Source organism: Parabacteroides distasonis ATCC 8503, assembly GCF_000012845.1.
GTDB classification, from domain to species: domain Bacteria; phylum Bacteroidota; class Bacteroidia; order Bacteroidales; family Tannerellaceae; genus Parabacteroides; species Parabacteroides distasonis.
In genome coordinates this window covers 2058146-2083940 of the sequence record NC_009615.1, presented here as the reverse complement: position 1 = coordinate 2083940, position 25795 = coordinate 2058146, and the positions used below count along the sequence as shown (strand labels likewise).

The 25795-nt window shown below is 48.5% G+C and carries 20 protein-coding genes; 13 read left to right on the top strand and 7 right to left on the bottom strand.

Annotated elements, in window-relative coordinates:
* Nucleotides 1-48: 48 nt before the first annotated feature.
* On the bottom strand, nucleotides 49-183 hold the full coding sequence (locus BDI_RS21345; protein WP_005858250.1) for a hypothetical protein: 135 nt from the start codon (nucleotides 181-183) through the stop codon (nucleotides 49-51).
* A 133-nt stretch (nucleotides 184-316) separates the two neighbouring features.
* Between BDI_RS21345 and BDI_RS08790 the strand changes: the two genes are divergently transcribed.
* The 4 genes from BDI_RS08790 to BDI_RS08775 are packed head-to-tail and all read left to right on the top strand — an operon-like array spanning nucleotide 317 to nucleotide 5476.
* A complete protein-coding gene (locus BDI_RS08790) occupies nucleotides 317-1315 on the top strand; it encodes an isoaspartyl peptidase/L-asparaginase family protein (RefSeq protein WP_008778111.1) in 999 nt (332 codons plus the stop codon).
* Nucleotides 1316-1348: 33 nt separating this feature from the next.
* On the top strand, nucleotides 1349-2719 hold the full coding sequence (gene radA, locus BDI_RS08785) for a DNA repair protein RadA (RefSeq protein ID WP_008779514.1): 1371 nt from the start codon (nucleotides 1349-1351) through the stop codon (nucleotides 2717-2719).
* A gap of 13 nt (nucleotides 2720-2732) precedes the next feature.
* A complete protein-coding gene (locus BDI_RS08780) occupies nucleotides 2733-4337 on the top strand; it encodes an NAD(P)/FAD-dependent oxidoreductase (RefSeq protein ID WP_011966583.1) in 1605 nt (534 codons plus the stop codon).
* A gap of 17 nt (nucleotides 4338-4354) precedes the next feature.
* Nucleotides 4355-5476, top strand: a complete 1122-nt coding sequence (locus tag BDI_RS08775) for a glycoside hydrolase family 43 protein (protein ID WP_005858243.1) — start codon at nucleotides 4355-4357, stop codon at nucleotides 5474-5476.
* Here BDI_RS08775 and BDI_RS08770 read toward each other — a convergent pair.
* A complete protein-coding gene (locus tag BDI_RS08770; RefSeq protein WP_005858241.1) occupies nucleotides 5470-5859 on the bottom strand; it encodes a hypothetical protein in 390 nt (129 codons plus the stop codon). The genes BDI_RS08775 and BDI_RS08770 overlap by 7 nt on opposite strands.
* Nucleotides 5860-5871: 12 nt before the next feature.
* Nucleotides 5872-6681 (bottom strand): peptidylprolyl isomerase, encoded by an 810-nt coding sequence (locus BDI_RS08765; RefSeq protein WP_005858239.1) that lies wholly within the window; start codon nucleotides 6679-6681, stop codon nucleotides 5872-5874.
* 108 nt (nucleotides 6682-6789) lie between these two features.
* Here BDI_RS08765 and BDI_RS08760 point away from each other — a divergent pair, with 108 nt between their 5' ends.
* From BDI_RS08760 to BDI_RS08750, 3 genes are all read left to right on the top strand, one after another.
* On the top strand, nucleotides 6790-8466 hold the full coding sequence (locus tag BDI_RS08760; RefSeq protein ID WP_011966582.1) for a putative transporter: 1677 nt from the start codon (nucleotides 6790-6792) through the stop codon (nucleotides 8464-8466).
* Between the two features lie 244 nt (nucleotides 8467-8710).
* Nucleotides 8711-9568 carry an ROK family protein gene (locus BDI_RS08755; RefSeq protein WP_011966581.1) on the top strand — a complete coding sequence of 286 codons (858 nt, stop codon included), beginning with the start codon at nucleotides 8711-8713 and terminating at the stop codon, nucleotides 9566-9568.
* Between the two features lie 40 nt (nucleotides 9569-9608).
* Complete coding sequence (locus tag BDI_RS08750; protein WP_005858233.1) at nucleotides 9609-10520, top strand: ThuA domain-containing protein; 912 nt, start codon at nucleotides 9609-9611, stop codon at nucleotides 10518-10520.
* A 97-nt stretch (nucleotides 10521-10617) separates the two neighbouring features.
* On the opposite strand, the gene BDI_RS08745 is transcribed toward BDI_RS08750, so the two are convergent.
* Nucleotides 10618-12534 carry a RecQ family ATP-dependent DNA helicase gene (locus BDI_RS08745; protein ID WP_009017107.1) on the bottom strand — a complete coding sequence of 639 codons (1917 nt, stop codon included), beginning with the start codon at nucleotides 12532-12534 and terminating at the stop codon, nucleotides 10618-10620.
* A 9-nt stretch (nucleotides 12535-12543) separates the two neighbouring features.
* Nucleotides 12544-14268 (bottom strand): single-stranded-DNA-specific exonuclease RecJ, encoded by a 1725-nt coding sequence (gene recJ / locus BDI_RS08740; protein ID WP_005858229.1) that lies wholly within the window; start codon nucleotides 14266-14268, stop codon nucleotides 12544-12546.
* 223 nt (nucleotides 14269-14491) lie between these two features.
* Here recJ and BDI_RS08735 point away from each other — a divergent pair, with 223 nt between their 5' ends.
* From BDI_RS08735 to BDI_RS08715, 5 genes are read left to right on the top strand one after another with little or no spacing between them, the layout of a single operon-like run.
* Complete coding sequence (locus tag BDI_RS08735; protein WP_008779520.1) at nucleotides 14492-15052, top strand: L-threonylcarbamoyladenylate synthase; 561 nt, start codon at nucleotides 14492-14494, stop codon at nucleotides 15050-15052.
* A gap of 2 nt (nucleotides 15053-15054) precedes the next feature.
* Nucleotides 15055-16455, top strand: a complete 1401-nt coding sequence (locus BDI_RS08730; protein ID WP_005858225.1) for a sugar transferase — start codon at nucleotides 15055-15057, stop codon at nucleotides 16453-16455.
* Nucleotide 16456: 1 nt separating this feature from the next.
* Entirely contained in the window at nucleotides 16457-18241 is a 1785-nt protein-coding gene (locus tag BDI_RS08725) for a chloride channel protein (protein ID WP_008779521.1), read from the top strand.
* Nucleotides 18242-18271: 30 nt separating this feature from the next.
* Complete coding sequence (fmt, locus tag BDI_RS08720; protein ID WP_008779522.1) at nucleotides 18272-19246, top strand: methionyl-tRNA formyltransferase; 975 nt, start codon at nucleotides 18272-18274, stop codon at nucleotides 19244-19246.
* Entirely contained in the window at nucleotides 19246-19620 is a 375-nt protein-coding gene (locus tag BDI_RS08715; RefSeq protein WP_005866200.1) for a YbaN family protein, read from the top strand. The genes fmt and BDI_RS08715 overlap by 1 nt, the downstream gene beginning before the upstream one ends.
* A gap of 71 nt (nucleotides 19621-19691) precedes the next feature.
* Here BDI_RS08715 and BDI_RS08710 read toward each other — a convergent pair whose 3' ends face one another.
* Complete coding sequence (locus tag BDI_RS08710; RefSeq protein ID WP_011966580.1) at nucleotides 19692-21158, bottom strand: catalase; 1467 nt, start codon at nucleotides 21156-21158, stop codon at nucleotides 19692-19694.
* A gap of 988 nt (nucleotides 21159-22146) precedes the next feature.
* On the opposite strand from BDI_RS08710, the gene BDI_RS08700 reads away from it, so the two are divergent.
* On the top strand, nucleotides 22147-22548 hold the full coding sequence (locus BDI_RS08700) for an FKBP-type peptidyl-prolyl cis-trans isomerase (RefSeq protein WP_008779525.1): 402 nt from the start codon (nucleotides 22147-22149) through the stop codon (nucleotides 22546-22548).
* Nucleotides 22549-22656: 108 nt separating this feature from the next.
* On the opposite strand, the gene BDI_RS08695 is transcribed toward BDI_RS08700, so the two are convergent.
* The gene (locus BDI_RS08695; RefSeq protein ID WP_005858208.1) at nucleotides 22657-25794 is read right to left on the bottom strand and encodes an efflux RND transporter permease subunit; all 3138 of its coding nucleotides are present in this window, start codon (nucleotides 25792-25794) and stop codon (nucleotides 22657-22659) included.
* Nucleotide 25795: the final 1 nt, after the last annotated feature.

Below are 25795 nucleotides of genomic sequence, written 5' to 3'. Positions count from 1 at the left end.
TGATATAATGAAGAGAAGTGCCGTGGTCATATCGCCACGGCACTTTTTTTAATCCGGCTCATGCGAATCTTTCCCATAAGCCTTGACAATATCCTTTACGATGTACCAGAGTACGAACACGACCATTATGCTTCCGATCAATATCTTTCCCACTCTTATGATAGAATCGATGTATTCTTCCATAATGTTATTATTTAAGAGATTACCGTTCGAGGTAAATGTACGGATAAAAATCGGGAAATAAGTCTATGTCTCTAAGATAATTCAGATATTTGTTCTATTTTTGAACATTGTATAAATGATTAAATATAATAGCATGTTAAAACAAATGATAGCCTTGACGGCTTTGATGGTGTCATCCATTGCTTTTGCGCAAGACCGGGAGTATGTAATCGTGGTACATGGTGGTGCGGGGGCGATGGCCGGATTGGAGGAAGATCCGGTTAAGTCGGCTCAATATTACGCCGCATTGGACTCCGCTTTAATGATTGGAGATAAGGTCCTTTCTGCGGGAGGCGAGGGGCCGGAAGCGGTGATGGCCGTAATCAATTACTTCGAGGGAAATCCGTTGTTTAACGCCGGAATTGGTGCTACCTGTACGGCGGAGGGAACTTTTGAGTTGGACGCTTCCATCATGGAAGGCAAGGATTTAAGCGCAGGCGCTGTAGCTGGCTTAAAACACGTGAAGCATCCGATCAATGCCGCCTATGCCGTAAAGACAAAATCTCCGCATGTCATGCTGAGCGGAGCCGGTGCTGAGGAGTTCGCCAAGGAACAAGGCTTGGAAATGGTAGAAGACAATATGTATTTCGCTACGCCCAAGACGATGGAGTGGATCGAGAAGTTAAAGCAAGAAAGTAAGAAGAACGGTACGGTAGGCTGTGTCGTTCTGGATAAGCAAGGAAACTTAACGGCCGGGACCAGTACCGGCGGTATGTTCAAGAAACGTTGGGGGCGTATCGGTGATTCGCCCGTGATCGGGGCGGGAACGTATGCGGATAATAACAGTTGCGCCGTCTCCTGTACGGGGCATGGCGAGTATTTTATCCGTCATGCGGTAGCGTTCGATGTGTGTGCCCGCTATAAATACCTTAAGGAAAGCGTAGAGAAAGCGGCAGATTATATCATCCATACGGAATTGAATACGAACGCCGGCAACGGCGGCTTGATCGCCGTGGATAAACTAGGAAATATCGCCATGCCTTATAACAGTGGCGGTATGTTCCGCGGATTCTTGTATAAGGAGAAAGGTAGCCCGGAAATTAAGAAGGGCTGCGGTATCGGAAAGAAGATCGTTGTAGTAGGGGAAAAGTAGTTTTTTGTATCTTTACGCCAAATTCAAGATAGAATGGCGAAAACAAAAACCGTATATGTCTGCTCTAACTGTGGCGCTGATTCCCCGAAATGGCTGGGTAAATGCCCGAATTGTGGGGAGTGGAACACCTATGTAGAGGAGATCGTAACAAAGGAGCTTGCCGTGAAGCGGCCAGTTCCCGGTATTATGGAGGGCAATAAGATCCGTCCGGTGTTATTGCGTGATATAACGACGGAAGAGGAGGCCCGTATCGATTTAAAAGATGATGAATTAAATAGGGTCCTCGGCGGAGGCTTGGTGAAAGGCTCTTTGGTCTTGATCGGGGGAGAGCCGGGAATTGGAAAATCCACCTTGGTCTTGCAAACCGTGTTGGGCTTGACAGGCTTGAAAACCCTATATGTCTCGGGCGAGGAGAGCAGTCGCCAGTTGAAACTCCGGGCGGACCGATTATCGCATGATAATCCGAACTGTTTCATCCTATGCGAGACGCATCTGGAACAGATTTTTACGCAAGCGGCCAATATCCAGCCGGACTTGATGATCATAGATTCCATACAAACCATCTTTACGGAAGTTGTGGAATCTTCCCCCGGCAGTGTTTCCCAAGTACGTGAGTGTAGTGCCGCTATCTTGAAATACGCCAAGGAAAGCGGTGTCCCGGTCTTATTGATCGGCCATATCAATAAGGAAGGCAGTATCGCCGGTCCGAAGGTATTGGAGCATATCGTGGATACGGTGTTGCAGTTTGAGGGCGATCAGCATTATATGTATCGTATCCTGCGGAGCATCAAGAACCGTTTTGGCAGTACGGCGGAACTAGGGATTTACGAGATGCGCCAGAACGGGCTTCGTGAGGTCAGCAATCCATCCGAGTTATTATTAACCCAGAATCATGAGGGACTGAGCGGTGTCGCCATCGCCGCCGCTATCGAGGGGGTACGTCCTTTCTTGATCGAGACGCAAGCCTTGGTCAGCTCGGCGGTTTACGGTACGCCGCAACGTAGCGCCACCGGATTCGATTTACGCCGAATGAATATGTTATTGGCGGTATTGGAGAAAAGGGCGGGTTTTAAGTTGATCCAGAAAGATGTTTTCCTGAATATCGCCGGAGGTTTGAAAGTGAATGATCCGGCTATCGATTTGGCGGTAATCAGCTCCATCCTTTCCTCTAGCTTGGATATCAGCATCGAGCCGGGTGTTTGTATGGCTGGCGAGGTGGGCTTGTCCGGAGAGATCCGTCCGGTCAACCGTATCGAGCAACGTATCTTGGAGGCGGAGAAGCTGGGTTTCTCCCGGATTATCATTCCGCATAATAATCTAAAAGGTTTCGATACGGCGAAGAGCAAGATTCAAATCGTACAGGTAAAGAAAGTGGAGGAAGCCTTTCGGCAACTATTCGGTTAATATATAATAAACAATGATAAAAGAATTACAACTCAGGATATTGCCGGAAGAGGCTGTTAATGAGCAATCGCTAAGGCAAGTAGTAGCCCGTGAGACGGGTGAGGCTCCGAAAAATATCCGGGCCGTACGTGTATTGAAACGTTCGATAGACGCACGCCAGCGAACGATATTTGTCAACGTGAAACTGCGTGTTTTCATGAACGAGATGCCTAGCGAGCCGGAATATCAATCGATAGAGTATAAAGATGTCTCGGCAGGGAAACCTGTGATCGTCGTAGGAGCCGGTCCGGGAGGTCTGTTCGCCGCCTTGCGCTTGATAGAGTTAGGTTTGCGCCCCATCATCGTCGAGCGAGGTAAGGACGTGCGGGAACGCAAGAAAGATATCGCCTTGATCAGTCGTGAGCATAAGGTGAACGGAGAATCAAATTATAGTTTTGGTGAGGGCGGTGCCGGCGCTTATTCTGATGGAAAGCTGTATACCCGTAGCAAGAAAAGAGGCTCGGTAGATAAGATACTGAATATCTTTTGCCAGTTTGGGGCAAGTCCCTCTATCTTGGCGGATGCCCATCCGCATATCGGAACCGATAAGCTCCCCCGTGTGATCGAGAATATCCGGGAGCAAATCAAGCGATGCGGAGGTGAGGTACATTTCGAGACCCGTATGGATGCTTTTATCATGAAAGAGAACGAGGTGATCGGCATCGAGACGAATACGGGAAAGAGCTTTTACGGGCCTGTTATCTTAGCTACCGGCCATTCCGCCCGTGATGTCTATAACTATTTATACGAACGCCAGATCCAGATCGAGGCGAAAGGGATCGCAGTCGGTGTTCGTCTGGAACATCCTCAGGAATTGATCGACCAAATCCAGTATCATCGGAAAGAAGGTCGTGGGAAATATCTTCCTGCGGCAGAGTATAGTTTTGTGACGCAAGCGAATAACCGGGGCGTCTATTCCTTCTGTATGTGTCCGGGAGGTTTCGTAGTTCCTGCGGCGAGCGGACCTAAGCAGGTCGTGGTAAATGGAATGTCGCCTTCTAACCGGGGTTCCCGCTGGTCTAACTCAGGGATGGTGGTAGAGATCCGTCCGGAAGATTATTCCGAACTGGTAGGGCAGGAGGAGCTTTATCTTCGGAATGGCGAGAAGGTGGATGCGGACTCCCCATTAGCGTTGATGGCCTTTCAGGAACGTCTGGAAGAGGTCTGTTGGTTGAATGGAGGCATGAAGCAAACGGCTCCCGCCCAGCGCATGGATGATTTCATGCGGAAGAAGAACTCTTTCGATTTACCGGTTTCCTCGTATACGCCGGGTCTGCTGGCCTCTCCGTTGCATTTTTGGATGCCGGAATTCGTGACCAGTCGCCTGCGGGAAGGTTTCCGTTATTTCGGTAAGGTCTCTAGAGGCTTCTTGACCAACGAGGCAACCATGATCGGCGTAGAGACCCGTACATCCGCTCCGGTTCGTATCGTCCGTGATCGGGATACCTATCAACACGTCACGGTAAAAGGTCTTTTCCCTTGCGGTGAGGGAGCGGGGTATGCGGGAGGAATCGTATCCGCTGCCATCGACGGGGAACGTTGTGCGGAAGGAGTGTATAATTTAGAATCCAATAAATAAGAAAAATGAAAAGTGGTATGAAAATAGGAATATCCCTTTGTCTGGGAGTTCTTATGTGTTTGAATGCGGGTTGTACGGGAAAGAAGTCTGCTGCGGAAGAGCCGGAATTAACGTACAGTAATCCTTTGTCGGTCCAGTTTGGCGATCCATACGTATTGTTGGCCTCGGACGGACGTTATTATATGTATGGTACCGGTGCCGGGGCTGTAGACGGTTTTTGCGCCTATTCTTCCGATGATTTGATCCATTGGAAGTCGGAAGGGCAGGTTTATCGGGGCAATACGCCCGATTCTTGGGCAATCGCTAATTTCTGGGCGCCGGAAGTGTACGAGCGTGACGGGAAGTTCTATATGTTCTTCAGCGCGGATTGGCGGAAGAATCCGACCAACGAGGAGGAAAATTTCCGTATCGGCGTAGCTGTGTCGGATAAGCCGACCGGACCATTTAAGGAATTGGCCGATGCTCCTTTGTTTGATCCGGGATATCCTGTAATCGACGGAAACTTGATCGAGGATGAGGATGGCCGTACCTATCTCTATTATTCCCGTTGTTGCTATAAGCATCCGGTAGAAAGCGAGATCGCCGATGAGGCAAAGAAGAAAGGCATGTTCGACTCCGTTGAGGAAAGCTGGATTTACGGGGTGGAGGTCGCTCCGGATCTTACGCACGTAATTGGGGAACCCGTACTTCTGCTGCGTCCACCCGTAAAATTGGATGATGCGCAAAGTGAGTGGGAAAGTCGCTCGGTTACCAAAGGGGAGGTCGGACGTCGTTGGACGGAAGGCTCTTTCATGCTACGTCACAACGGCTTGTATTATATGATGTATTCCGCTAATTATTTTGGCGGGGCAAATTATGCGGTGGGATATGCCGTGTCCGAACATCCGTTAGGACCGTTTGAGAAGGCATCTAATAATCCGGTGCTGGAGAAGAACGTGGAAAAAGGCGGTATCGTCACGGGTACCGGACATAATAGCGTTACTTGGTCGAAGGACGGAAAACAAATGTATTGCGTTTACCACGGGCGTACCCAGAAGACAGGGGATGAGCGGGTCGTATTCATCGATAAAATGCGAATCAATGAGAATGGCCTTCTAGTCGTGGAAGGCCCTACCACCGATCCGCAATCTATTCAATAGTTATTTATCTCTTCCAGCAACGCCACTCGTTCCAACGAGAACGTAGTGTCGTTGCGTTGGATATATTCCAATAGCTCTTTCGCTCTTGCCCGGAGTTTTTTACCTTGCGCCTCCGGCAAAAGGAAACTTTCTTCCAGCAAGGTCTTGCTCGCCAGCTCCATGCGTTGGAGGCCGCACGAATCATCACCGTCCAGATAAGTGCGGATACCGTCGATAGGCGTGTTCAGCAAGAAATCGTTATCCAGTTTTAAGAATGTGTAGACGGATTGGATTAACTCGGGGTTCTTGCGTGCCCCATCGTTGGAATTACGATTGAAGATGATCTGGGCGATCACTTTGCCCAGTTCCTCGATCTGTACCATGATGAAATCTCTCTTTAACATAGGAGTGGTGAATTATTCGATCGTTATACTTTGGATGCGGATGTCTTTCTTCGGACGGTCATTCTGGTCTTTTGGCTGGGTGGCGATCTGATCCAAAACGTCGAATCCCTCCGTCAGCTCCCCGAAGATCGTATAGGTGCCGTCCAGATGATGGCAACCGCCTACGGTGGTATAAGCCTTCCGTTGCTCGTCCGTAAATAGCAAATGCCCGGGAGTTGCTTGAATAACGGAGTCTATCTGGGCGTTGATCGCTCTCAATCGCTTCTGGTACTCCCGTTTGTTACTCATCTTTATCATATTCAGCTCCGCACGTACCGGCGCATAAAACTCCTTCAGGGCCTTTTGCCGGGCCGGATAGTTGGCGGTACGCTCTAACGTATCCAGTTCGGTTTCCCTATAGACCTTCCCCTGCACGATAAAGAATTGCGACATATCCGATTTCTTTTGCGGGTTGATATCGTCCGGTTGGCGGGGAGCGGCCAAGGCTCCTTTCTTATGGAAATATTTCTCGTTGATCTCGGGCGGTATCTCGGCGGAAGGATCTCCAAAGCCGCATTTAGCACCGGCGGGAGCGTTCTTGGAATCCGGGGCTCCTCCTTGGATCATAAACTCCGGCAGGACACGGGTGAATAAGGTCCCGTTGAAATCCCCCCGTTTTGCCCGTTCGATGAAAGTACGGGTGTGATTAGGCACATCATCGTACAGGATGGCCTTCATAGTACCTACATTGGTTTTAATAACTACCGTTTTTCCAGCTTCTTGCGCCGAGGTGGCTACCACGCAAAGGAACAATGCTGATAAAATGTAATATATCTTTTTCATGAGATTTTAATTTAAAAGGTAAATATAGGTGTTATGTTGTAAAACACAAAGTAAATGCCTAACTTCGCGTCTTTATTAATAGGTAATAAGATTTTTAAAGATTTTAGCATGGATTGGATAAACGACTTATTATGGGGAGAAGGTATCGGGCATTCTATCCTTTTACTATCTTTCGTGATTGCCGCCGGCATTCAGTTGGGAAAGATAAAGGTGTTTGGGATTTCGCTTGGGATTACCTTGGTGTTGTTTGTAGGTATTATTTTAGGGCATTTTGGGTTTACGGTTAACCACAATGTGATTCATTTCTTTAAGGAATTTGGATTGATCTTATTTGTTTATTCGGTAGGTATGCAAGTCGGGCCGGGTTTCTTCTCGTCTTTTAGGCAGGGGGGAATCACGTTGAATATGCTAGCCTGTGGAATTGTCTTCCTTGGCGTGGCTACGGCTTTGGTATTGCATTTCGTGACAGGTATTCCGATGCCTACGATGGTGGGTATTTTATCGGGGGCGGTGACGAATACCCCCGGATTAGGTGCGGCTCAGCAGGCTTATTCCGATATGTACGGGGTTTCAGATAATACGATCGCCTTGGGTTACGCCGTGGCTTATCCGCTGGGCGTGATCGGTATTATTCTTTCGATCATTTTCGTACGTTACGTATTCCGTGTGAATTTCGATAAGGAGAATGACGATTTGAATAAGGAGGATGCCTCGCATACGAATGAGGCGAAACCGATCTCGCTGGTCGTAAAGAACCCGGCGGTTTTCGGTAAGACGGTAGGGGAGTTATCCGGTTTGATGGATCATCTGGATTTCGTGATTTCCCGTGTATGGCGTAATGATAACAAGCAGATCGAGATCGCTTCCGCCGGTACGATCTTGAATGAGGATGATAAGATTTTCGTGATCACGACCGATCAAGATGCCGAGTCCGTAAAGACATTCATTGGCGAGGAGATCGATATGGAGCGCAAGCAATGGATTCGTATGGAGAGCCAGTTTATCAACCGCCGTATCTTGATCACGAAACCGGAGTTGAACGGCAAGAAGCTGGGACAGTTGAAACTGCGTAAATTATATGGTATCAATATCACCCGTATCAACCGTGCGGGCGTGGACTTGGTAGCTACGCCGGCTCTGACGTTGCAGGTGGGCGACCGTGTGAATGTGGTGGGTACCGAGACGGCTGTCTCGAATGTAGAAAAGGTATTGGGTAACTCCTTGAAACGCTTGAACGAGCCGAACTTGATCACGATCTTTATCGGCATTGCCCTCGGTATTGTCTTGGGGAGTATTCCTATCACGTTCCCGGGCATTCCGCAACCGGTTAAGTTAGGTTTGGCGGGAGGTCCGTTGATCGTGGCGATCTTGATTAGCCGTTTTGGTTACCGTTATAAGCTGGTTACCTATACGACCCAGAGCGCTAACTTGATGTTGCGTGAGATCGGTATCACCCTCTTCCTCGCTTGTGTGGGTATCAGTGCCGGCGATGGTTTTGTGGATACGATCGTGAACAATGGTGGATTCGCTTGGATCGGTTACGGTTTCATTATCACAACGATTCCTTTGCTGATCATCGGTTGTGTAGGCCGTTATTTCTATAAGATCAATTATTTCACCTTAATGGGCTTGATCGCCGGTAGTACGACGGATCCGCCCGCTTTGGCTTACTCGAACGCTACGGCTGGAAACGACGCTCCTTCCGTAGGTTACGCTACGGTATACCCCTTGACCATGTTCTTGAGGGTACTTACGGCGCAATTATTGATCTTGTTCTTCGCTTGATGCGGTAGTTATAATGGTGCCGTCTTACACGTATATCGGCATTGCCTCACACGTATATCGACGTTGGCCTATGCGAGCGTAGGCGTGAGGCGATGTCGGTATACGTGCTGGATGGAGTTGACGCCGGGGAAAATAAAAAGCATAGATGTATTAAATTTATCAGTTTAAAAGGTGATGTTATTCGTAACATTGCCTTTTTTGTTAGCTTTGTGGGAGTATAATCTAATTTAATATCGTGGAAAGAATGAGTGTAGAGAAGAAAAACGCTTATATCGGAGTGGATTTAGGGGGGACGAATATGCGTGCCGGCCGTATCGTAGGGGATCGATTAGTGGCTCAGGGGAGCGCCCCGACTCCCAAGGACGCCGCGGATTGCGAGGAGACATTGGAGGCTTTGATAGAGGTGATCCGTTCCGTGTGGGACGAGAGTGTGGTAGCTATCGGTATCGGTGTGCCGAGCGTGGTGGATCGTGAGAAGGGGATCGTATATAACGTGGTGAATATCCCGCATTGGGAGGAGGTACATTTGAAGGAGATATTGGAGGCTTGCTTCTCCGTGCCGGTTTATGTGGATAACGACGCGAATTGCTTCGCTCTGGGTGAGCGTATCTTTGGCGAAGGAAAGACGGTTGATAACTTCGTGGGTCTCACCTTGGGTACGGGCTTGGGGGGTGGAATTATCCAGAATGGCAAGCTGTTGGCCGACGCTAATTGTGGCTCGGGAGAATTTGGCATGATTCCCTACCAAGGTCATATCTTGGAATATTTCTGTAGCGGTTCCTATTTCATGAACGTATGGGGCGTGGATGGGAAGGAGATGTACACCCGTGCGATGCGGAAGGACGAGCAGGCGCTGGAGGCTTACCGGCAGTTGGGCGTACATGTGGCCGCCGCTATCAAGATCGTGGTATTGACGGTAGATCCGGAGATGATCGTCTTCGGAGGCTCGGTGACCGCCGCCCATGAGTTGTTTGAGGAGAGCATGTATGAGGACTTGAAGGATTTCGCTTATCCGAACTCTATCAAGAACTTGAAGATACGTTTCTCTAAGCTGGAGAATCCGGGGCTATTCGGTGCCGCTTCCCTTTGTTATGATAAATAAAGACGGATAATCAATTGTTTACTTAAATCTGATTCATACCATGAGACATGTATTTTGTAGGAAGGTCGTTTTCCTTTTGGCCGCTTTACTGGTTGTATGCGGCATGTCGGCCCGTAAGCCGATCAAGACGTTATTAATAACGGGGCAGAATAACCATAATTGGCAGGTGAGCCATGTGGTGCTTAAACAGATATTGGAGAACTCGGGACGCTTCTCCGTGGATTTCGCGGTCTCTCCGGAGGCAGGGAAGGATATGTCCGGCTTTGTCTTGGATTTCAGTCCTTACGAGCTGGTGGTGCTGGATTATAATGGGGATGCTTGGCCGGAGGAGACAAACCGTCGTTTCTTGGAATATGTGCGAGGAGGTGGAGGTGTCGTGGTCTATCATGCCGCTGATAACGCCTTCGTGAACTGGCCGGAATACAATAAGATTTGTGCCTTGGGCGGTTGGGAGAACCGGGATGAGAAAGCGGGACCCTATGTATATTGGAGCGATGGTAAGTTGATAAAGGATAGCTCGGCGGGCGTGGGTGGCTCTCATGGCAAGCAGCATGAGTATGTGCTGAATGCCCGGAACCATGAGCATCCGATCATGAAGGGGCTGCCGAATAAATGGAAACATGCGCAGGATGAGTTATATGATCGTATGCGTGGCCCGGGAAATATAAAGGATTGCTTGTATACGGCTTATTCGGATAAGGAGACCGGAGGCTCCGGCCGTGAGGAGCCGTTGATCTTTACGGTTGATTATGGGAATGCCCGTATATTTCATACGATGTTAGGGCACGCGGGGGAAACGGTAGAGAATTGTCCGGCTATGCAATGCGCCGGCTTCCAGATTACCTTGTTAAGAGGTGCGGAATGGGCCGCTACCGGCAAGGTAACCCAAAAGGTTCCCGCTGATTTCCCGACGGAAAAACAAGTATCTAATCGGAGTAATTATAAGCGGTGATACATGGTTTATTAGAATGCCCATTGTAAGCTCCTTATGATGGGCATTCTAGCAAGCTAACAATGGGCATTCTAAGGAGCTTACGATGGGCATCGTGCTATTTTGCTGAATCCTCGTGCGATAGATAGCCGTCGCTTAATGTGAATCGGGGATCTTGATCCGCCAGAAAGCGGATGGCCGTGAGGATTTTCTCTTGAGGGAAAGGTAATTTCTCAATAAGTTCTTTCACGGGGATAGGGGATTCCCCGGCCAATATCTTTATGAGACTTTCCCGGATAGCGTTGAATTCCCAATTCATAAGCTGTGATTCATGCTTCGATAGGCATACGTCGCAACAGCCACAAGGGGCGGAATCTTCCTCGCCGAAATAGGATAGGAGCATGCGGCTACGGCATACCCGCTCCTCGTTGATATATTCCAGCACCTTCTCGATCCGTTTCCCGAAACGCTCCTTGCGTTCCTCATACGCCGAGCGGGGTATGGAAAGGTACCGCTGTTCCTCCCGGGTCTGGGTATAGATAATCAACGGGGTTTTCTTATGCGGGATGTAGTTTACGATCCGGTATCTGGATAAACCTACCAAGGTCTCATACACCTCGTGAGGTGTCACTCTCGCACGGGTGGCGATTACGCTCTCATCTATATAAACATAATCTGCGAATAACCCGGTGTAAGAACGCAAGATTGTCTGAATCACCTCATCCGTTCGCTTGTTCTCACTTAAATACCTGTAAAGCTCGTCACGGGTAGCTGTGAACATCAGGCGGGAAGCGTTGTCTACCTCCTCCGTATATTCGATATAGCCCGATAGCCCAAGGATCTTCAAGGCATGATGCGCTTGCAATAAAGAGAACTTATAAGCGGAACAGAAATCCGTCAATGAGAAATCGTGTACCGTATCTAGCCCGTACCCTACGGCGATCTGGTAATAATTACCCAACGCCTCATAGACCCGATAGATAAACTCCTTGTCCGGAAACTCATCCGCCAGCCGTTTCTTTAGCTTGGCGCTATCCGTGGAGGAACAAAGAGCCACGGCGAAGGCTTTCTTCTCATCACGCCCCCCGCGTCCGGCCTCTTGATAATATTCCTCCAACGATCCCGGCATATCCATATGCACGACCAATCGCACGTCCGGCTTATCGATACCCATACCAAAAGCGTTGGTCGATACGATTACCCGGCACTCGTTGTTTTTCCAACGGGCCTGACGCAGTTCTTTCTCGTCACGGTTTAACCCGGCATGGAAGAAATCGGCGGAGATACCCGCCTGTTGCAGCATGAGGGCGATCTCCTTGGTGCGTTTCCGGTTGCGGACATATACGATGGCCGTACCCGGAACTTTTCCCAATATATAAACGAGTGTATTTAACTTATCCTCCGTCTTCCGGACAATATAAGCCAGATTTTTGCGGGCGAAGCTCTTTTGAAATACGTTCTTCTCCTTGAACCGCAGACGCTCTTGTATGTCATTCACCACTTCCGGGGTAGCCGTGGCGGTCAAGGCTAATACCGGAACACCCGGCAATAAGTCCCGGATCTCAGCGATATTGAGATAAGAAGGACGGAAATCATATCCCCATTGCGAGATACAGTGACTCTCGTCGATTACCAGCAGACAAACCTGCATGGCCTCCATCTTGACCCGGAAAATATCCGTACTAAGCCGCTCCGGGGAGACATATAAGAACTTATACCCCCCGAAGATGCAATTCTCCAGTTGCGTGATGATCTCTTGCCGGCTCATGCCCGAATAAACGGCCGTAGCCTTGATGCCGACCCGGCGTAAGTTCTCCACTTGGTCTTTCATCAATGCGATCAAGGGAGTGACGACGATGCAAATCCCCTCCATCGCCAATGCCGGCACCTGAAAGGTGATGGATTTACCACCACCCGTAGGCATCAGCCCAAGCGTATCTTTTCCGGCACAGACGGAATGGATAATATCCTCCTGCAAGGGGCGAAAAGCAGGGTATCCCCAATACTTCTCTAATATCTTATGGTAGACGTCCACCTGTCCTCCTCATATATCGTCGGGTTTGATGTCTTTGATCATCAGCTGGATAGAGGTGTTGCCGTTGTAGGTGTTCTCCTCCACCGTGTAACAGATGTTGAAAGGCTTCATACCCTTGATATGGTCGTTGTACCTGTGCATGCCGAAAGCGATGGCGTGCATGGGGGTGCTTGAGTTTCCGTCGATCAATTCCAGCTTGAGATGCTCCAGTTCCTTACCCACGAGCTTACTGGTGCCGTAGTCCTTTACGCCAAGCGAACAGAATACGGGCTTTTGGTTGTCCGGCCCGAACGGACTCATCTTCTTTAGGTCGTTCACGAACTTCTGGTTGATCTCTTTCAAATCCAAGATAGCGTCGATATCGATCTGCGGGATCATCTGCTCCGGTATGATCTCCTCGGATGCGATCTTCAAGAAACGCTCGGTGAATGCCTCTAGGTTCTCCTCCCGAAGGGAAAGCCCGGCGGCGTAGGTATGTCCCCCGAAATTCTCCAATAAATCCCGGCAACTCTCTATCGCCTTGTAAATATCGAAGCCTGTTACGGAACGTGCCGATCCGGTGATCAACTCGGACGATTTGGTAAGAACGACCGCCGGACGGTAATACTTCTCGGTCAAACGGGACGCTACGATACCGATCACGCCTTTGTGCCATCCCGGGTTATACACCACGATCGCCTTCCGGTCATCCATGTTCTCTACTTCGTCGATGACAGCGTTAGCCTCGTCGGTGATCTTCTTGTCCAATTCTCGGCGTTCCTCATTATATTGGTTGATGCTCTCGCTCTTCTCCCGGGCACTGGCGCTATCCTTGGACAGTAGCAGTTCCACCGCCTCCTTCCCGTTCATCATACGGCCGGAAGCGTTGATACGGGGACCGATCTTGAAGACGATATCACTGATCGTGATCTCCTTTCCGGTCAATCCGCAGATATCGATAATCCCTTTCAGCCCGAGGCTGGGGTTGCTGTTCAATTGCTTCAGCCCGTAATAGGCGAGGATGCGGTTCTCTCCCGTAATCGGGACGATATCCGAGGCGATACTGACCGCTGTCAGCTCCAACAACTTCTCCAGATCCGAGAACGGGAAATTATTGCTCTTGGCGAACGCCTGCATGAACTTGAATCCCACTCCGCAACCCGATAAATGCTCATACGGATAGATAGAATCCGAGCGCTTGGCATCCAATACGGCGACAGCGTCCGGCAAAGTGGCGTCCGGCATATGGTGGTCGCAAATAATAAAGTCGATGCCTTTCTCCTTGGCGTACTCGATCTTCTCGATCGCTTTGATACCGCAATCCAGCGAGATAACCAGCGACACGCCGTTCTCGGCGGCATAATCGATACCCTTGTAAGAGATACCGTACCCCTCGTCGTACCGGTCCGGGATATAGAAATCCAAGGTAGACGAGTAAGGTCTTAAATACTTGAAGACGAGCGATACCGCTGTCGTTCCATCCACGTCGTAATCGCCGTAGATCAAAATCTTTTCTTTATTCCCTAAGGCTTTGTTCAAGCGCCTCACCGCCTTATCCATATCCGGCATAAGGAACGGGTCGTGCAAATCGTTCAAGCTGGGTTTAAAGAATTTCTTCGCCTCTTCGATCGAAGTGATACCTCGTTGAACGAGCAAGAGACAGATCACCGGGCTGAATCCTAATTCAGCCACCAATTGGTCTCTCTTATGTAACTCTTCTTCTGATGGGGTTTGAAAGTTCCATTTGTTAATCATTATATATTGTTTTTTTCTTTTTTGCTTGCCTGATACTACGGATACCTTGTCATCCTTAATCTACCGTATGACAAAGGCGAGATTTCCGCAATATATTTCAACCCGTAAAGTTAGAAATTAAATATGGTATATCCGGTATGGCTTAAAGAAAATAGTTTTTTTGTTATTATTTTTTTGAAGTAGGAGAATGATTCGTACATTTGCCTAAATATTATAAAATACAATGACGGAAGATATTAAAAAAGCTTGCGAAGTAATGGCCGCAGGCGGCATAATACTTTATCCTACAGACACTATCTGGGGAATTGGTTGCGACGCTACCAATGAAAAAGCCGTACAAAGAGTGTACGAGCTAAAGCGAAGGACAGACAATAAGGCTATGTTGGTCTTGATGGACAGCGAGGCTAAATTGGATAGGTACGTGTCGGATGTTCCCGATATCGCTTGGGATTTGATTAGCGTGTCTGATAAGCCGTTGACCATCATTTACTCAAGTGCCAAGAACTTGGCGACAAATCTATTGGGAGCCGATGGTAGCGTGGGTATCCGTATCACGAACGAGGAGTTCTCCAAGAAATTGTGCGAGCGCTTCCGTAAACCTTTGGTCTCTACTTCCGCCAACGTAAGCGGCGAGCCTTCTCCCGCTAATTTCAGCGAGGTATCGGAGGTGATCAAGGAGGGTGTGGATTATATCGTGAGTTATCGTCAGGACGATATGAGCAAGGCCGCTCCGTCCGGCATTATCAAGTTAGGAGCCGGTGGGCTTGTGCAGGTAATTAGATAAGGATGAAGAAAAGCGTACAAGCCGGAAAATATATTGTCTCGGATTTTATAGCGTCGTCGGTAGTCTGGTTATTATTTAACCTGATACGCTATGAGGAGGTGGCGGTGTATGAAGGGTTTGATACCGTCGGGGCCTTTTTGCTGCATATCCCCTCATTGAAGGGGCAGCTATTGATCCCGTTTTTCTGGTTCGTATTATATTGGTTTTCCGGTTATTATAATAAACCGTTCGGTAAGTCGAGGCTTACTGAGTTGTTCTCTACCCTTGGGAGCGTGTCGATCGGTGTCGTGATCTTGTTTTTTGCCTTAGTGCTGAATGACTTGCCCCGTTCTTATCACGTGTATTATGATATGTTTTTCTCTTTATGGGGATTGCAGTTTGTCTTGACGTATATTCCCCGGTTATTGATTACGCAGGCCGGGTTACGGAAGATAAAGTGCAGGGAATGGGCGTTGAATGTATTGATGATTGGGGCGGGGAAGAAGGCGGCGTGTATTGCCGACGACCTGTATGGTTTGGGTTATAATATCGTCGGTTTTGTCTCCGATGGTACGGAGAAAAAGGGCGGGGTCGCCGGAGATCGTGTGATCGGTAGGCTAGAATCTTTGCCGGTGATCGTAGAGGAGAAAAAGGTGGATGAGCTGGTTGTCGCCTTGGAGACGGTGGATAATAACCGTTTGATGGATATCCTGTATTCGTTATATTGCTATAAACGGCCGATCAAGATATTGGCGGATAAATCCAGTTCATTATCGCAAGTAAAGATCAAGGCGATAAAGGGCGTTCCGCTGGTGGACGTGACGGATAACAACTTCTTGCCCATCGAGCAGAATGTAAAGCTCTTTATGGATAAGACGTTATCTCTGATTTTCTTGGTGCTCTTATCTCCCTTGTTCCTGTATATCGCTTGGCGGGTGAAGCGGGATTCCCCCGGCCCGGTGTTTTTCAGTCAGGAACGGATCGGATACATGGGCGAGCCTTTCATGATCTATAAGTTCCGTACGATGTACACGAACGCCGAGGAGGAAGGCCCGTTGCTCTCTTCCGAGGACGATTCCCGTATCACTCCCTTCGGACGGGTGATGCGGAAATACCGCTTGGACGAGTTACCGCAGTTCTGGAACGTGCTGAAAGGGGATATGTCGCTAGTTGGCCCCCGTCCGGAACGTAAATATTTCATCGAGCGGATCGTGAGGAAAGCCCCCTTCTACTATCTGCTGCATAACGTACGTCCGGGAATCACCTCGTTGGGTATGGTGAAATATGGATATGCCGGCAGCGTGGATGAGATGATCGAGCGCTTGGAATATGATATATTATACTATGAGAATATGTCCTTGATTCTGGACATAACGATTCTCATTTATACAGTTAAAACAGTGTTTACAGGTAAAGGTATTTAAAATGGCAAACGAAGGTTTATTCTATAAATTCTTGTTGTGGAGGGAAAAGCGCATCAAGGAGAAGCATTTCATCCTTATTATCAGTTTTATCGTGGGACTTTGTACGGCAGCCGCCGCCATAATACTGAAACAGCTGATCCATTTCATACAGCATTTATTGACGGGCAATTTCAATGCTGATGGCGTAAATTACCTCTATTTGCTTTATCCGGTGATCGGTATCTTGTTGGCCGGATTATTCGTGAAATACATCGTGCGGGATGATATCAGCCACGGTGTGACGAAGATCTTGTATGCCATCTCGCAACGAAAGAGCCGTATCAAGCCGCATAATACATGGACCTCTATCGTAGCCAGTTCCGTGACGATCGGCTTTGGTGGATCGGTCGGGGCGGAGGCTCCTATCGTATTGACGGGGGCGGCTATCGGTTCTAATCTGGGGCGGGTGTTCAAGATGGAGCAAAAGACGTTGATGTTGCTCGTGGGATGTGGTGCCGCCGGAGCGATCGCCGGTATCTTCAAGGCGCCTATCGCCGGGTTGGTGTTCGTTATCGAGGTATTGATGCTGGACCTTACGATGACTTCCGTGCTTCCTTTGCTGATCTCGTCGGTGACGGCGGCTACGATGTCTTATATCTTTACCGGCACCGAGGCCATGTTTAAGTTCTCTCAGACCGAGGCATTCGAGATCGAGCGTATTCCTTACGTGCTCTTGCTGGGTGTTTTTTGCGGATTGGTATCCCTTTATTTTACCCGTGTGATGAACAAGGTGGAAGGGATGTACCGGAAGTTGGGTACGTATTGGAAGAAGTTCATGTTGGGGGGGGTGATGCTGAGTATTTTGATATTCCTGTTCCCGCCGCTATATGGTGAGGGCTATGATACGATCGGCTCGTTGCTGAACGGGCAGTTCTCGCATATCATGGACAAGAGTTTGTTTTACGATCTGAACGATACCTATTTCGGGGTCTTGATCTTCTTGACCTTGATCTTGCTTACGAAGGTATTCGCTTCCAGCGCCACGAATGCCGGAGGGGGGTGCGGTGGTATTTTCGCTCCTAGTTTGTATCTGGGCTGTATCGCCGGTTTTATCTTTGCGCATACGTCTAATTATTTCCCGTTCACGATGTATATCTCGGAGAAGAATTTCGCTTTGCTGGGTATGGCGGGTATCATGTCTGGGGTGATGCACGCTCCTTTGACCGGGGTTTTCTTGATCGCCGAGCTGACGGGTGGGTATGATTTGTTCCTCCCCTTGATGATCGTCTCGATCAGTTCCTATATCACGATCCTTATGTTTGAGCCTCATAGTATCTACTCCATGCGTTTGGCGCAGAAAGGCGAGTTGCTGACGCACCATAAGGATCGGGCGGTGCTTACCTTGCTACGGGCGGATAGCGTGATCGAGAAAGATTTCCAGATGGTGTCTCCGGAGATGACGTTGGGCGATATGGTAAAGGTTATTTCCCGAAGCGGGCGTAACACCTTCCCTGTTGTGGACGAGCGGGGCGTGTTGCTGGGTATCGTCTTGCTGGATAATATCCGGAATATCATGTTCCGTCCGGAGTTGTATAATCGTTTCCATGTATCGAAGTTCATGGTTTCCGCCCCGGCCAAGATCGTAATCAACACGCCGATGGATCAGATCATGCAGACGTTTGACGATACGAAAGCGTGGAATCTTCCGGTGGTCGATGAGAATGGCCATTATATCGGCTTTATGTCGAAATCGAAGATATTTAATTCCTATCGGGAGGTATTGGTCGATAACTTTTCCGGGGACTAACTTGTTAAAAACAGATCCAATTTATTGTACATGAAGAAAGAGGATTTACGAATCGTATATATGGGCACTCCCGATTTCGCCGTGGAGAGCCTGCGTGCCTTGGTAGAAGGTGGATATAATGTGGTAGGTGTCATTACGATGCCGGATAAGCCGATGGGCCGTCATGGTAGCGTGCTTCAGCCGAGTGCCGTGAAGCAATATGCCGTATCGGTGGGTCTTCCGGTCTTACAGCCAGAGAAGTTGAAGGATGAGGCGTTTTTGGAGGAACTGCGTGCCTTGCGGGCGGATTTGCAGATCGTGGTGGCGTTTCGTATGCTGCCGGAGGTGGTCTGGAATATGCCCCGTCTGGGAACTTTTAATCTGCATGCCTCCTTGCTTCCGCAATACCGGGGTGCCGCTCCGATCAACTGGGCGGTTATCAATGGTGATACGGAGACCGGCGTGACTACTTTCTTTCTTACGCATGAGATCGATACGGGTAAGATCATCCGTCAGAGACATCTGCCGATCGCTGATACCGACGATGTAGAAACCGTTCACGATGCCTTGATGGCGATGGGGGCGAGGTTGGTTACCGAGACCGTGGACTTACTGTTGGATGGAAAAACAGACGCTATCCCCCAAGAGGAATTCTATAAGGATGCCGCCGAGTTGCGTCCGGCCCCGAAGATATTCAAGGATACCTGTCATATCGACTGGAACCAGCCGGTGAAGAATATCTATGATTTCGTCCGTGGGCTTTCTCCTTATCCTGCCGCTTGGACGGAATTGATCTCTGAGGATGGCAAACGTCTGGCTTTAAAGATTTACCAGGCAGAGAAACGTCCGGCGGAGCATAACTTCCCGGTCGGCTCTATCCATACGGATCATAAATCGTATATCGACGTGGCCGTGAAGGACGGTTTTCTTCGCTTGCGTTCCTTGCAACTTGCCGGAAAGAAACGGATGAATATAACGGACTTCCTGAATGGTTTCAAGCAAATTGCGGAATATACGGTTGGCTGATGAACGGGACGAGACGTATCATATACATTACGTTAGGAACGTTTTTTCTCATATTGGGAGCGATCGGTATCTTTGTCCCTTTGCTCCCGACCACTCCTTTTTGGTTACTGACTTGTTGGTTTTATGTCCGTAGCTCGGAGAGACTTTATAACCGGGTGATGAGCAATCGTTATTTCGGGCCGCATATTAAGGGCTTTGTGGAAGATAAGGCTATTCCTTTGCGTTCCAAGATTATCACGATCGCTATCATGTGGCTATCTACGATCATTACTTCCCTTTTGCTAGTCGGCTATTGGTGGGTGAAAGCTTTGCTAGGGCTTATCAGTATCGGGGTCTCATGGCATATCCTCTCTTATCCTACTAAAAAAGAATGAGATAACCCGTTCATCCATAGGATTACTGGGGTTATCCCTCTTTTATCGCTTTCTATCGTAGCCTTACTACTTTATCGGTCTTCTTTCAAGGCCTCTTCCAAGCTGATTCCTAGAGCTTCAGCTACTCCCTTACCGTAAGCAGGGTCTGCCTTGTAGCAATTGCGTACGTGGCGTTGCTTGATGAACAGTTGGGCGTTACCCATCGCACGGGCGGTATTGCCGAATAACAACTGTTGCTCTTCCGGCGGCATCAAACGGAATAAGGCACCCGGTTGGCTGTAGTAATCATCATCGTACTCACGCTCGTTGTAATTATAAACATCCCCGTGTACTTTCAAAGGCGGTTCCTTCTTCTCGGGAGAGTCTTTCCATTCGCCGAAGCTGTTAGGTTCGTAACCCTTTGCGGCTCCATAGTTTCCGTCTACACGCATCGTTCCGTCACGGTGATAGGCATGGAACGGACAACGGGGCTTGTTCACCGGGATCTGCTCTAGGTTCACGCCAAGGCGGTAACGCTGGGCGTCGCCATAAGAGAATAGACGACCTTGTAACATCTTGTCTGGGGAGAAGCCGATGCCTTCGACAGTATTCATCGGGTTGAATGCGGCTTGCTCCACGTCTTGGAAATAATTCTCCGGATTACGGTTCAACTCGAGGATACCGACATCCATTAACGGGAAGTCCTTATGCGGCCATACTTTCGTGAGGTCGAATGGGTTGATCGGATAGGTCTCGGCCTGCTCTTCAGTCATCAATTGGATCTGGAATTTCCATTTCGGGAAGTCCCCACGCTCGATACTCTCGAACAAATCACGCTGATGGGATTCACGATCCTTGGCGATGATCGCAGCCGCTTCCTCGTCACTCAAGTTCTTGATACCTTGCAGGGTTCTGAGATGGAACTTCACCCAGATACGTTCGTTCTTATCGTTGATAAAACTGTACGTATGGCTACCGAAACCATGCATATGTCGATAAGAGTAAGGAATGCCGCGAGAACTCATCGTAATCGTTACTTGATGCAGGGCCTCGGGAAGCAAAGTCCAGAAATCCCAGTTGTTATCCTCGCTTCGTAGATTCGTTTTCGGGTCACGTTTGATCGCATGATTCAAGTCAGGGAATTTTAGGGGATCACGCAAGAAAAATACCGGGGTGTTGTTACCCACTAAGTCCCAGTTGCCCTCCTCTGTGTAGAATTTCATGGCGAATCCACGGATATCACGCTCTGCGTCGGCTGCTCCGCGCTCTCCGGCTACGGTGGAGAAACGGACAAAGCAGTCAGTTTTCTTGCCTACCTCGCTGAAAATAGCCGCTTTCGTATACTTTGTGATATCATGTGTAACGGTAAAGGTACCGAATGCGCCGGAACCTTTGGCGTGCATGCGTCTTTCTGGGATCACTTCACGGTCGAAGTGCGCTAGCTTCTCAATGAACCAAGGGTCTTGTAATACCATCGGGCCACGTGGCCCCACTGTTTGTACGTTCTGATTGTCCGCAACAGGGCGCCCGTTGGCGGCAGTTAGTTTTTTGTCTTCCATAACTTTAGTTTTTTATGTCGCAATAAAGAATTTTAGATAAAGTAATCTTTAAATAAAACTGTTTAGAAACAACAATTGTTTTTAACTTCCTGACAAAAATAAGATGTTGTTAGACAGTTGTCAAATAGTTAATATCTATAAATATATAGATGGGTAGTAGAAACTCAGTGGGGATAGGCGCATGAGTTATAAAAGTATCTTAGTTTCATCGCCCCATACACCTAAGATACTTCGCCAATGAACTTAGGATACTTTCTCAATGAAACTAAGATATCTTGTTTAAAAGGTATGGATACAAAAAAGTGGTTGTCTGGCAAGATGCCAAGCAACCGCGGTATGGTTTGAAAAAATCAAATGTTCACCTTCCCGGTAAAATGGGGTGTTACTTATTTATTGTAACCCCATTTTGTTAACTCCGACTGACCGATAGCAGCGAGTGATCTCAAGCAACTATCCAAAAAATGTCTAATAAAACTTTTCATAGCTCATTTTCTTTTTAATTAATAAATCTATGCCTTTCGACACGTTCTAAATCTCACATAACTTTTGAAGTCCGAGTAACGAATGAATTGAAAACCTAAACCTTTAACCTTTTAACCTATTACTAACCTAATCCCGGACTTCTGATAACCTTAACCTAAACCATCCTCTTTTTCATCGTGAGGTTTACCACACGCGGTAAACCCAAATTGTCCAAGGTTGAAACCCTAGCAAATCGATGTAACGTTTAAACAATCTTTTTACCATATTTGCTTTACAATTATGTTTTACGACACAAATATACGGCGTTATTCCATACGTGGTATGTTTTATAGCATGTTTTTTGCGGATTCCTATGTTTTCTTGATCTATGATAAAAAAAGCGGGAATCAGATTCATATAATGATAGTATTTGAACGTTTGGCATGTCTATTGTGTTACTATGCCATTGCATTTCTATTTCTATTTGCTACATTTGCGGAGCTAAATGTAAGATAATGTAATATATATGAGTAGAAAAGAGGAGTACAAAGAGAAGAATCTATTGTATTTGGACGAGATCGCTTCGGAAGAGGGAACCCAGACATTACCGTGCGGTATATTATATAAGGTAATACAAGCGGGTACAGGCCAGGTATCGCCTAATAGGGAAAACGTCGTTTCCGTACATTATAAGGGAACGTTGATTAACGGAAGGGAATTTGATAACTCATGGAAACGGGGTTGCCCGGAAGCCTTTCGCTTGAATCAAGTGATTGAAGGCTGGCAATTGGCTCTTCAAGAAATGCGGGTAGGAGATAGATGGATAATCTATATCCCTTACAGTTTGGGTTATGGTAATCGTGCCTCGGGTCCGATCCCTGCTTTCTCCACATTAATATTTGAGGTAGAGTTGTTGGGAATCGCCTAATTCCAATCATAGAATATATAATAATGTATCCGAAGGGAGTAAAAAAGAATAGCCATGGCTAAACCCATGGCTATTCTCTTTTTGCCTCATTAGAGGATTGGAAACTTTCTATTGTTTAGGCGTATCATCCGTCTTCTTTCCTTTATCCAGCCATTTCTCTTGGATGGTCTGCATCAGTTCATAGAAGTTAGGGATGAACATCGTGGCGAATATCGTATTGATAGCCATACCGAATACTACCGCCGCACCTAAGGATATACGGCTGGCCGCTCCCGCTCCGGTAGCGAAAAGCAAAGGCATGACACCCAATACAAAGGCGAACGAGGTCATCAGGATCGGACGTAAACGAACGTGTCCGGCTTCCAAGGCGGAATCCCGTATCGGATTACCTTCCTTTCGGAAATCCCGGGCGAACTCTACGATCAAGATACCATTCTTGGCGGACAAGGCGATCAATAAGATAATACCGATCTGGGTATATACGCTTACCGGAACCCCCATCACCCAGCAGCCGATAATAGCTCCCAACAAGGCGATCGGCAAACCCATGATAGCCGCCAACGGACTTGTCCAGCTCTCATATTGAGCCGAGAGAACCAAGAAAGCGACTAGCAACGCCATGGCGAAAATAATCACCGTCGTAGATCCTGCTTTCGTCTCTTGATAAGCGACCGAGGTCCATTCATATCCAAAATTATCACCTAATTGTTCCTGTATCAGCTCCTCCATCGCTAGGATCGCTTCTCCAGAGCTATATTTCGGGTTGGCGATACAAGTAATAGCCGCCGATGAATACATATTATATAAGTTGATCTGGTCTAATCCCAATTGCTCGTCTAATTCGATAAAAGAGGAGAAGGGTACCATCTCTCCTTTACTATTCGCCAGACTCAAACGGAGTACATCATCGATCACTTTCTGCGCCTCTCCATTCGCCTCGATCTTAACTTGGTAAATACGTCCGAACTCCACGAAATCGTTCACGTACGCCGCTCCCATATAATAGCTGAGCGTGGAGAATACTTGATTCAACTGAAGACCGAGCATCTGCACCTTATCCCGGTCTATCTTCAGTAGATACTGCGGGGTATTGGCCTGATACATACAAGAAAGGTTCAGCAATTGCGGTTTCGAGCGGTAGCTGGCCAGCAATGTCTCCACGGCATGCTGCATCTCCGTCGGACCTAGGTTCTTACGATCCTCCAATTGCAGTTGCAAGCCGCCCGAAGCGCCCAACCCCGGGATAGCTGGCGGTACCATACCGAATACCTGCGCTTCTTGGATAGCCGATGCCTCCCGGTTGAAACGGTTGGTCACGGCCTCTGCCGTATGCTCCTTACCTTTACGTTCGTTCCAGTTCTTTAGGATCACGAAGAAGGTGGCCGTATTGGATTGCTCCCCTCCACCCATCACGGAGAATCCGCTAACGCTGATGAATGATTTCACCTCGGGGTATGTCTTTAGGATCTCGTCGATCTGCTTGGTGACCGCCTCCGTCCGGTTCAAGCTCGCCGCCGGGGGTAATTGGGATACGACTAGGAAATAGCCGTCATCCTCTTCGGGTATAAAGGTTGTCGGCCAGCGCATAAACAAGATAACCGCTACCGCCGTGATGATACCGTAAACGATCATCGCCGCTCCCGGTCGTTTCAGCATCCGCTCCACGATCGAGTCGTACATCTTCTGAGTCTTTCCGTATACCTTATTGAATCCTTTGAAGAGGAAGAATTTTGGTTCTTCCGTATTCTTCTCCAAGAAAAGGGCGCAAAGCGAGGGCGTAAGCGTAAGCGAGTTGAATCCGCTTAATACGGTAGCGGCGGCGATTGTCAAGGCGAATTGCTTATAGAGCTGCCCGGAGATACCGCTGATAAACGTTGTCGGGATAAATACCGCCAATAATACCAATACCACGCCCACGATAGGCCCTACGATCTCATCCATGGCCTTCGATACCGCCTCGTGGGCCGTATATTTCCCGGTATCGAGGAGCCGGGTGGAGTTCTCTACCACCACGATGGCGTCGTCTACCACCACCGCTATCGCCAGAATCAAGCCGAATAAGGTCAACGTATTAATGGAGAAGCCTAAAGCCGCCATGACCGCCAGCGTACCGATCAATGAGACCGGAATCGTAATGAACGGGATGACTACCGCCCGGAAATTCTGTAAGAATAAGAAGATAACCAAGACCACCAGCAAGGTTGTCTCCAAGAACGTGATAAGCACCTCATGGATGGAGGCGTCGATCACCTCGGTCGTATCCAAGGTCACTTTGTATTCCACGCCTTCGGGTAAGGAACTGCCTAATTCTTTCATCTTGGCCTTTACCACCTTCGATACATCCAATGAGTTGGAACCCGGCAACTGGTAGATCGCTATCGCAGCAGTCGGCTGTCCGCTTAATTTAGAGACCACGTTGTAAGAGGAGCTACCCAACTCTATGCGGGCGATATCCTTCAATCGCAGGATCTTGCCACCTTGCCCGGTCTTAAGGACAATATTGCCGAACTCATCCGGTGTCGTCAACCGTCCTTTCACGGTCAAGGTATATTGATAGGGGTTATCCGCCCGTAGAATCGGTTGGCCTACGTAACCGGCGGATACTTGGGCGTTTTGCGTGGATATGGCTTGATAGACCATGTCCGGCGTCAAGTTACGGATACGCATCGCCTCCGGGTCTAGCCAGATACGCATGCTATAGTTTCCGGCTCCCATCACCTGTACCGAGCCTACACCCGGCAGGCGGGTTAGCTGGTCTATCATATTTAAGGTGGCGTAATTACTTAAATACAACCCGTCGTAAATGGAATCCTTGGAACTTAGGGTAAGCATCATCACGATATTGGAGGATTGCTTGCGGGTGGTGATACCTTGTACGATCACGGGTTCCGGCAAGCTACTTTGGGCGATACTCACCCGGTTTTGCACCATGACGGTCGCCATGTCGATATCCGTTCCCACGGCGAAGGTGATCGTCAGGGAGTAAGCCCCCGAACTGGAGGAGTTTGAACTCATGTAAAGCATACCGTCCACGCCGTTTACCTGTTGCTCGATCGGTAAACCTACGGTCTGCGCTACGGTCTGTGCGTCCGCCCCGGGATAAACGGCGGATACCTGTACGGTAGGCGGCGTGATCTCCGGATACTGGGCGATCGGTAATATATTGAGGGTGACCAAACCCGCTACGACGATGATCAGAGCAAGTACGGTGGCGAATATCGGTCTGTTAATAAAGAACTTTACCATA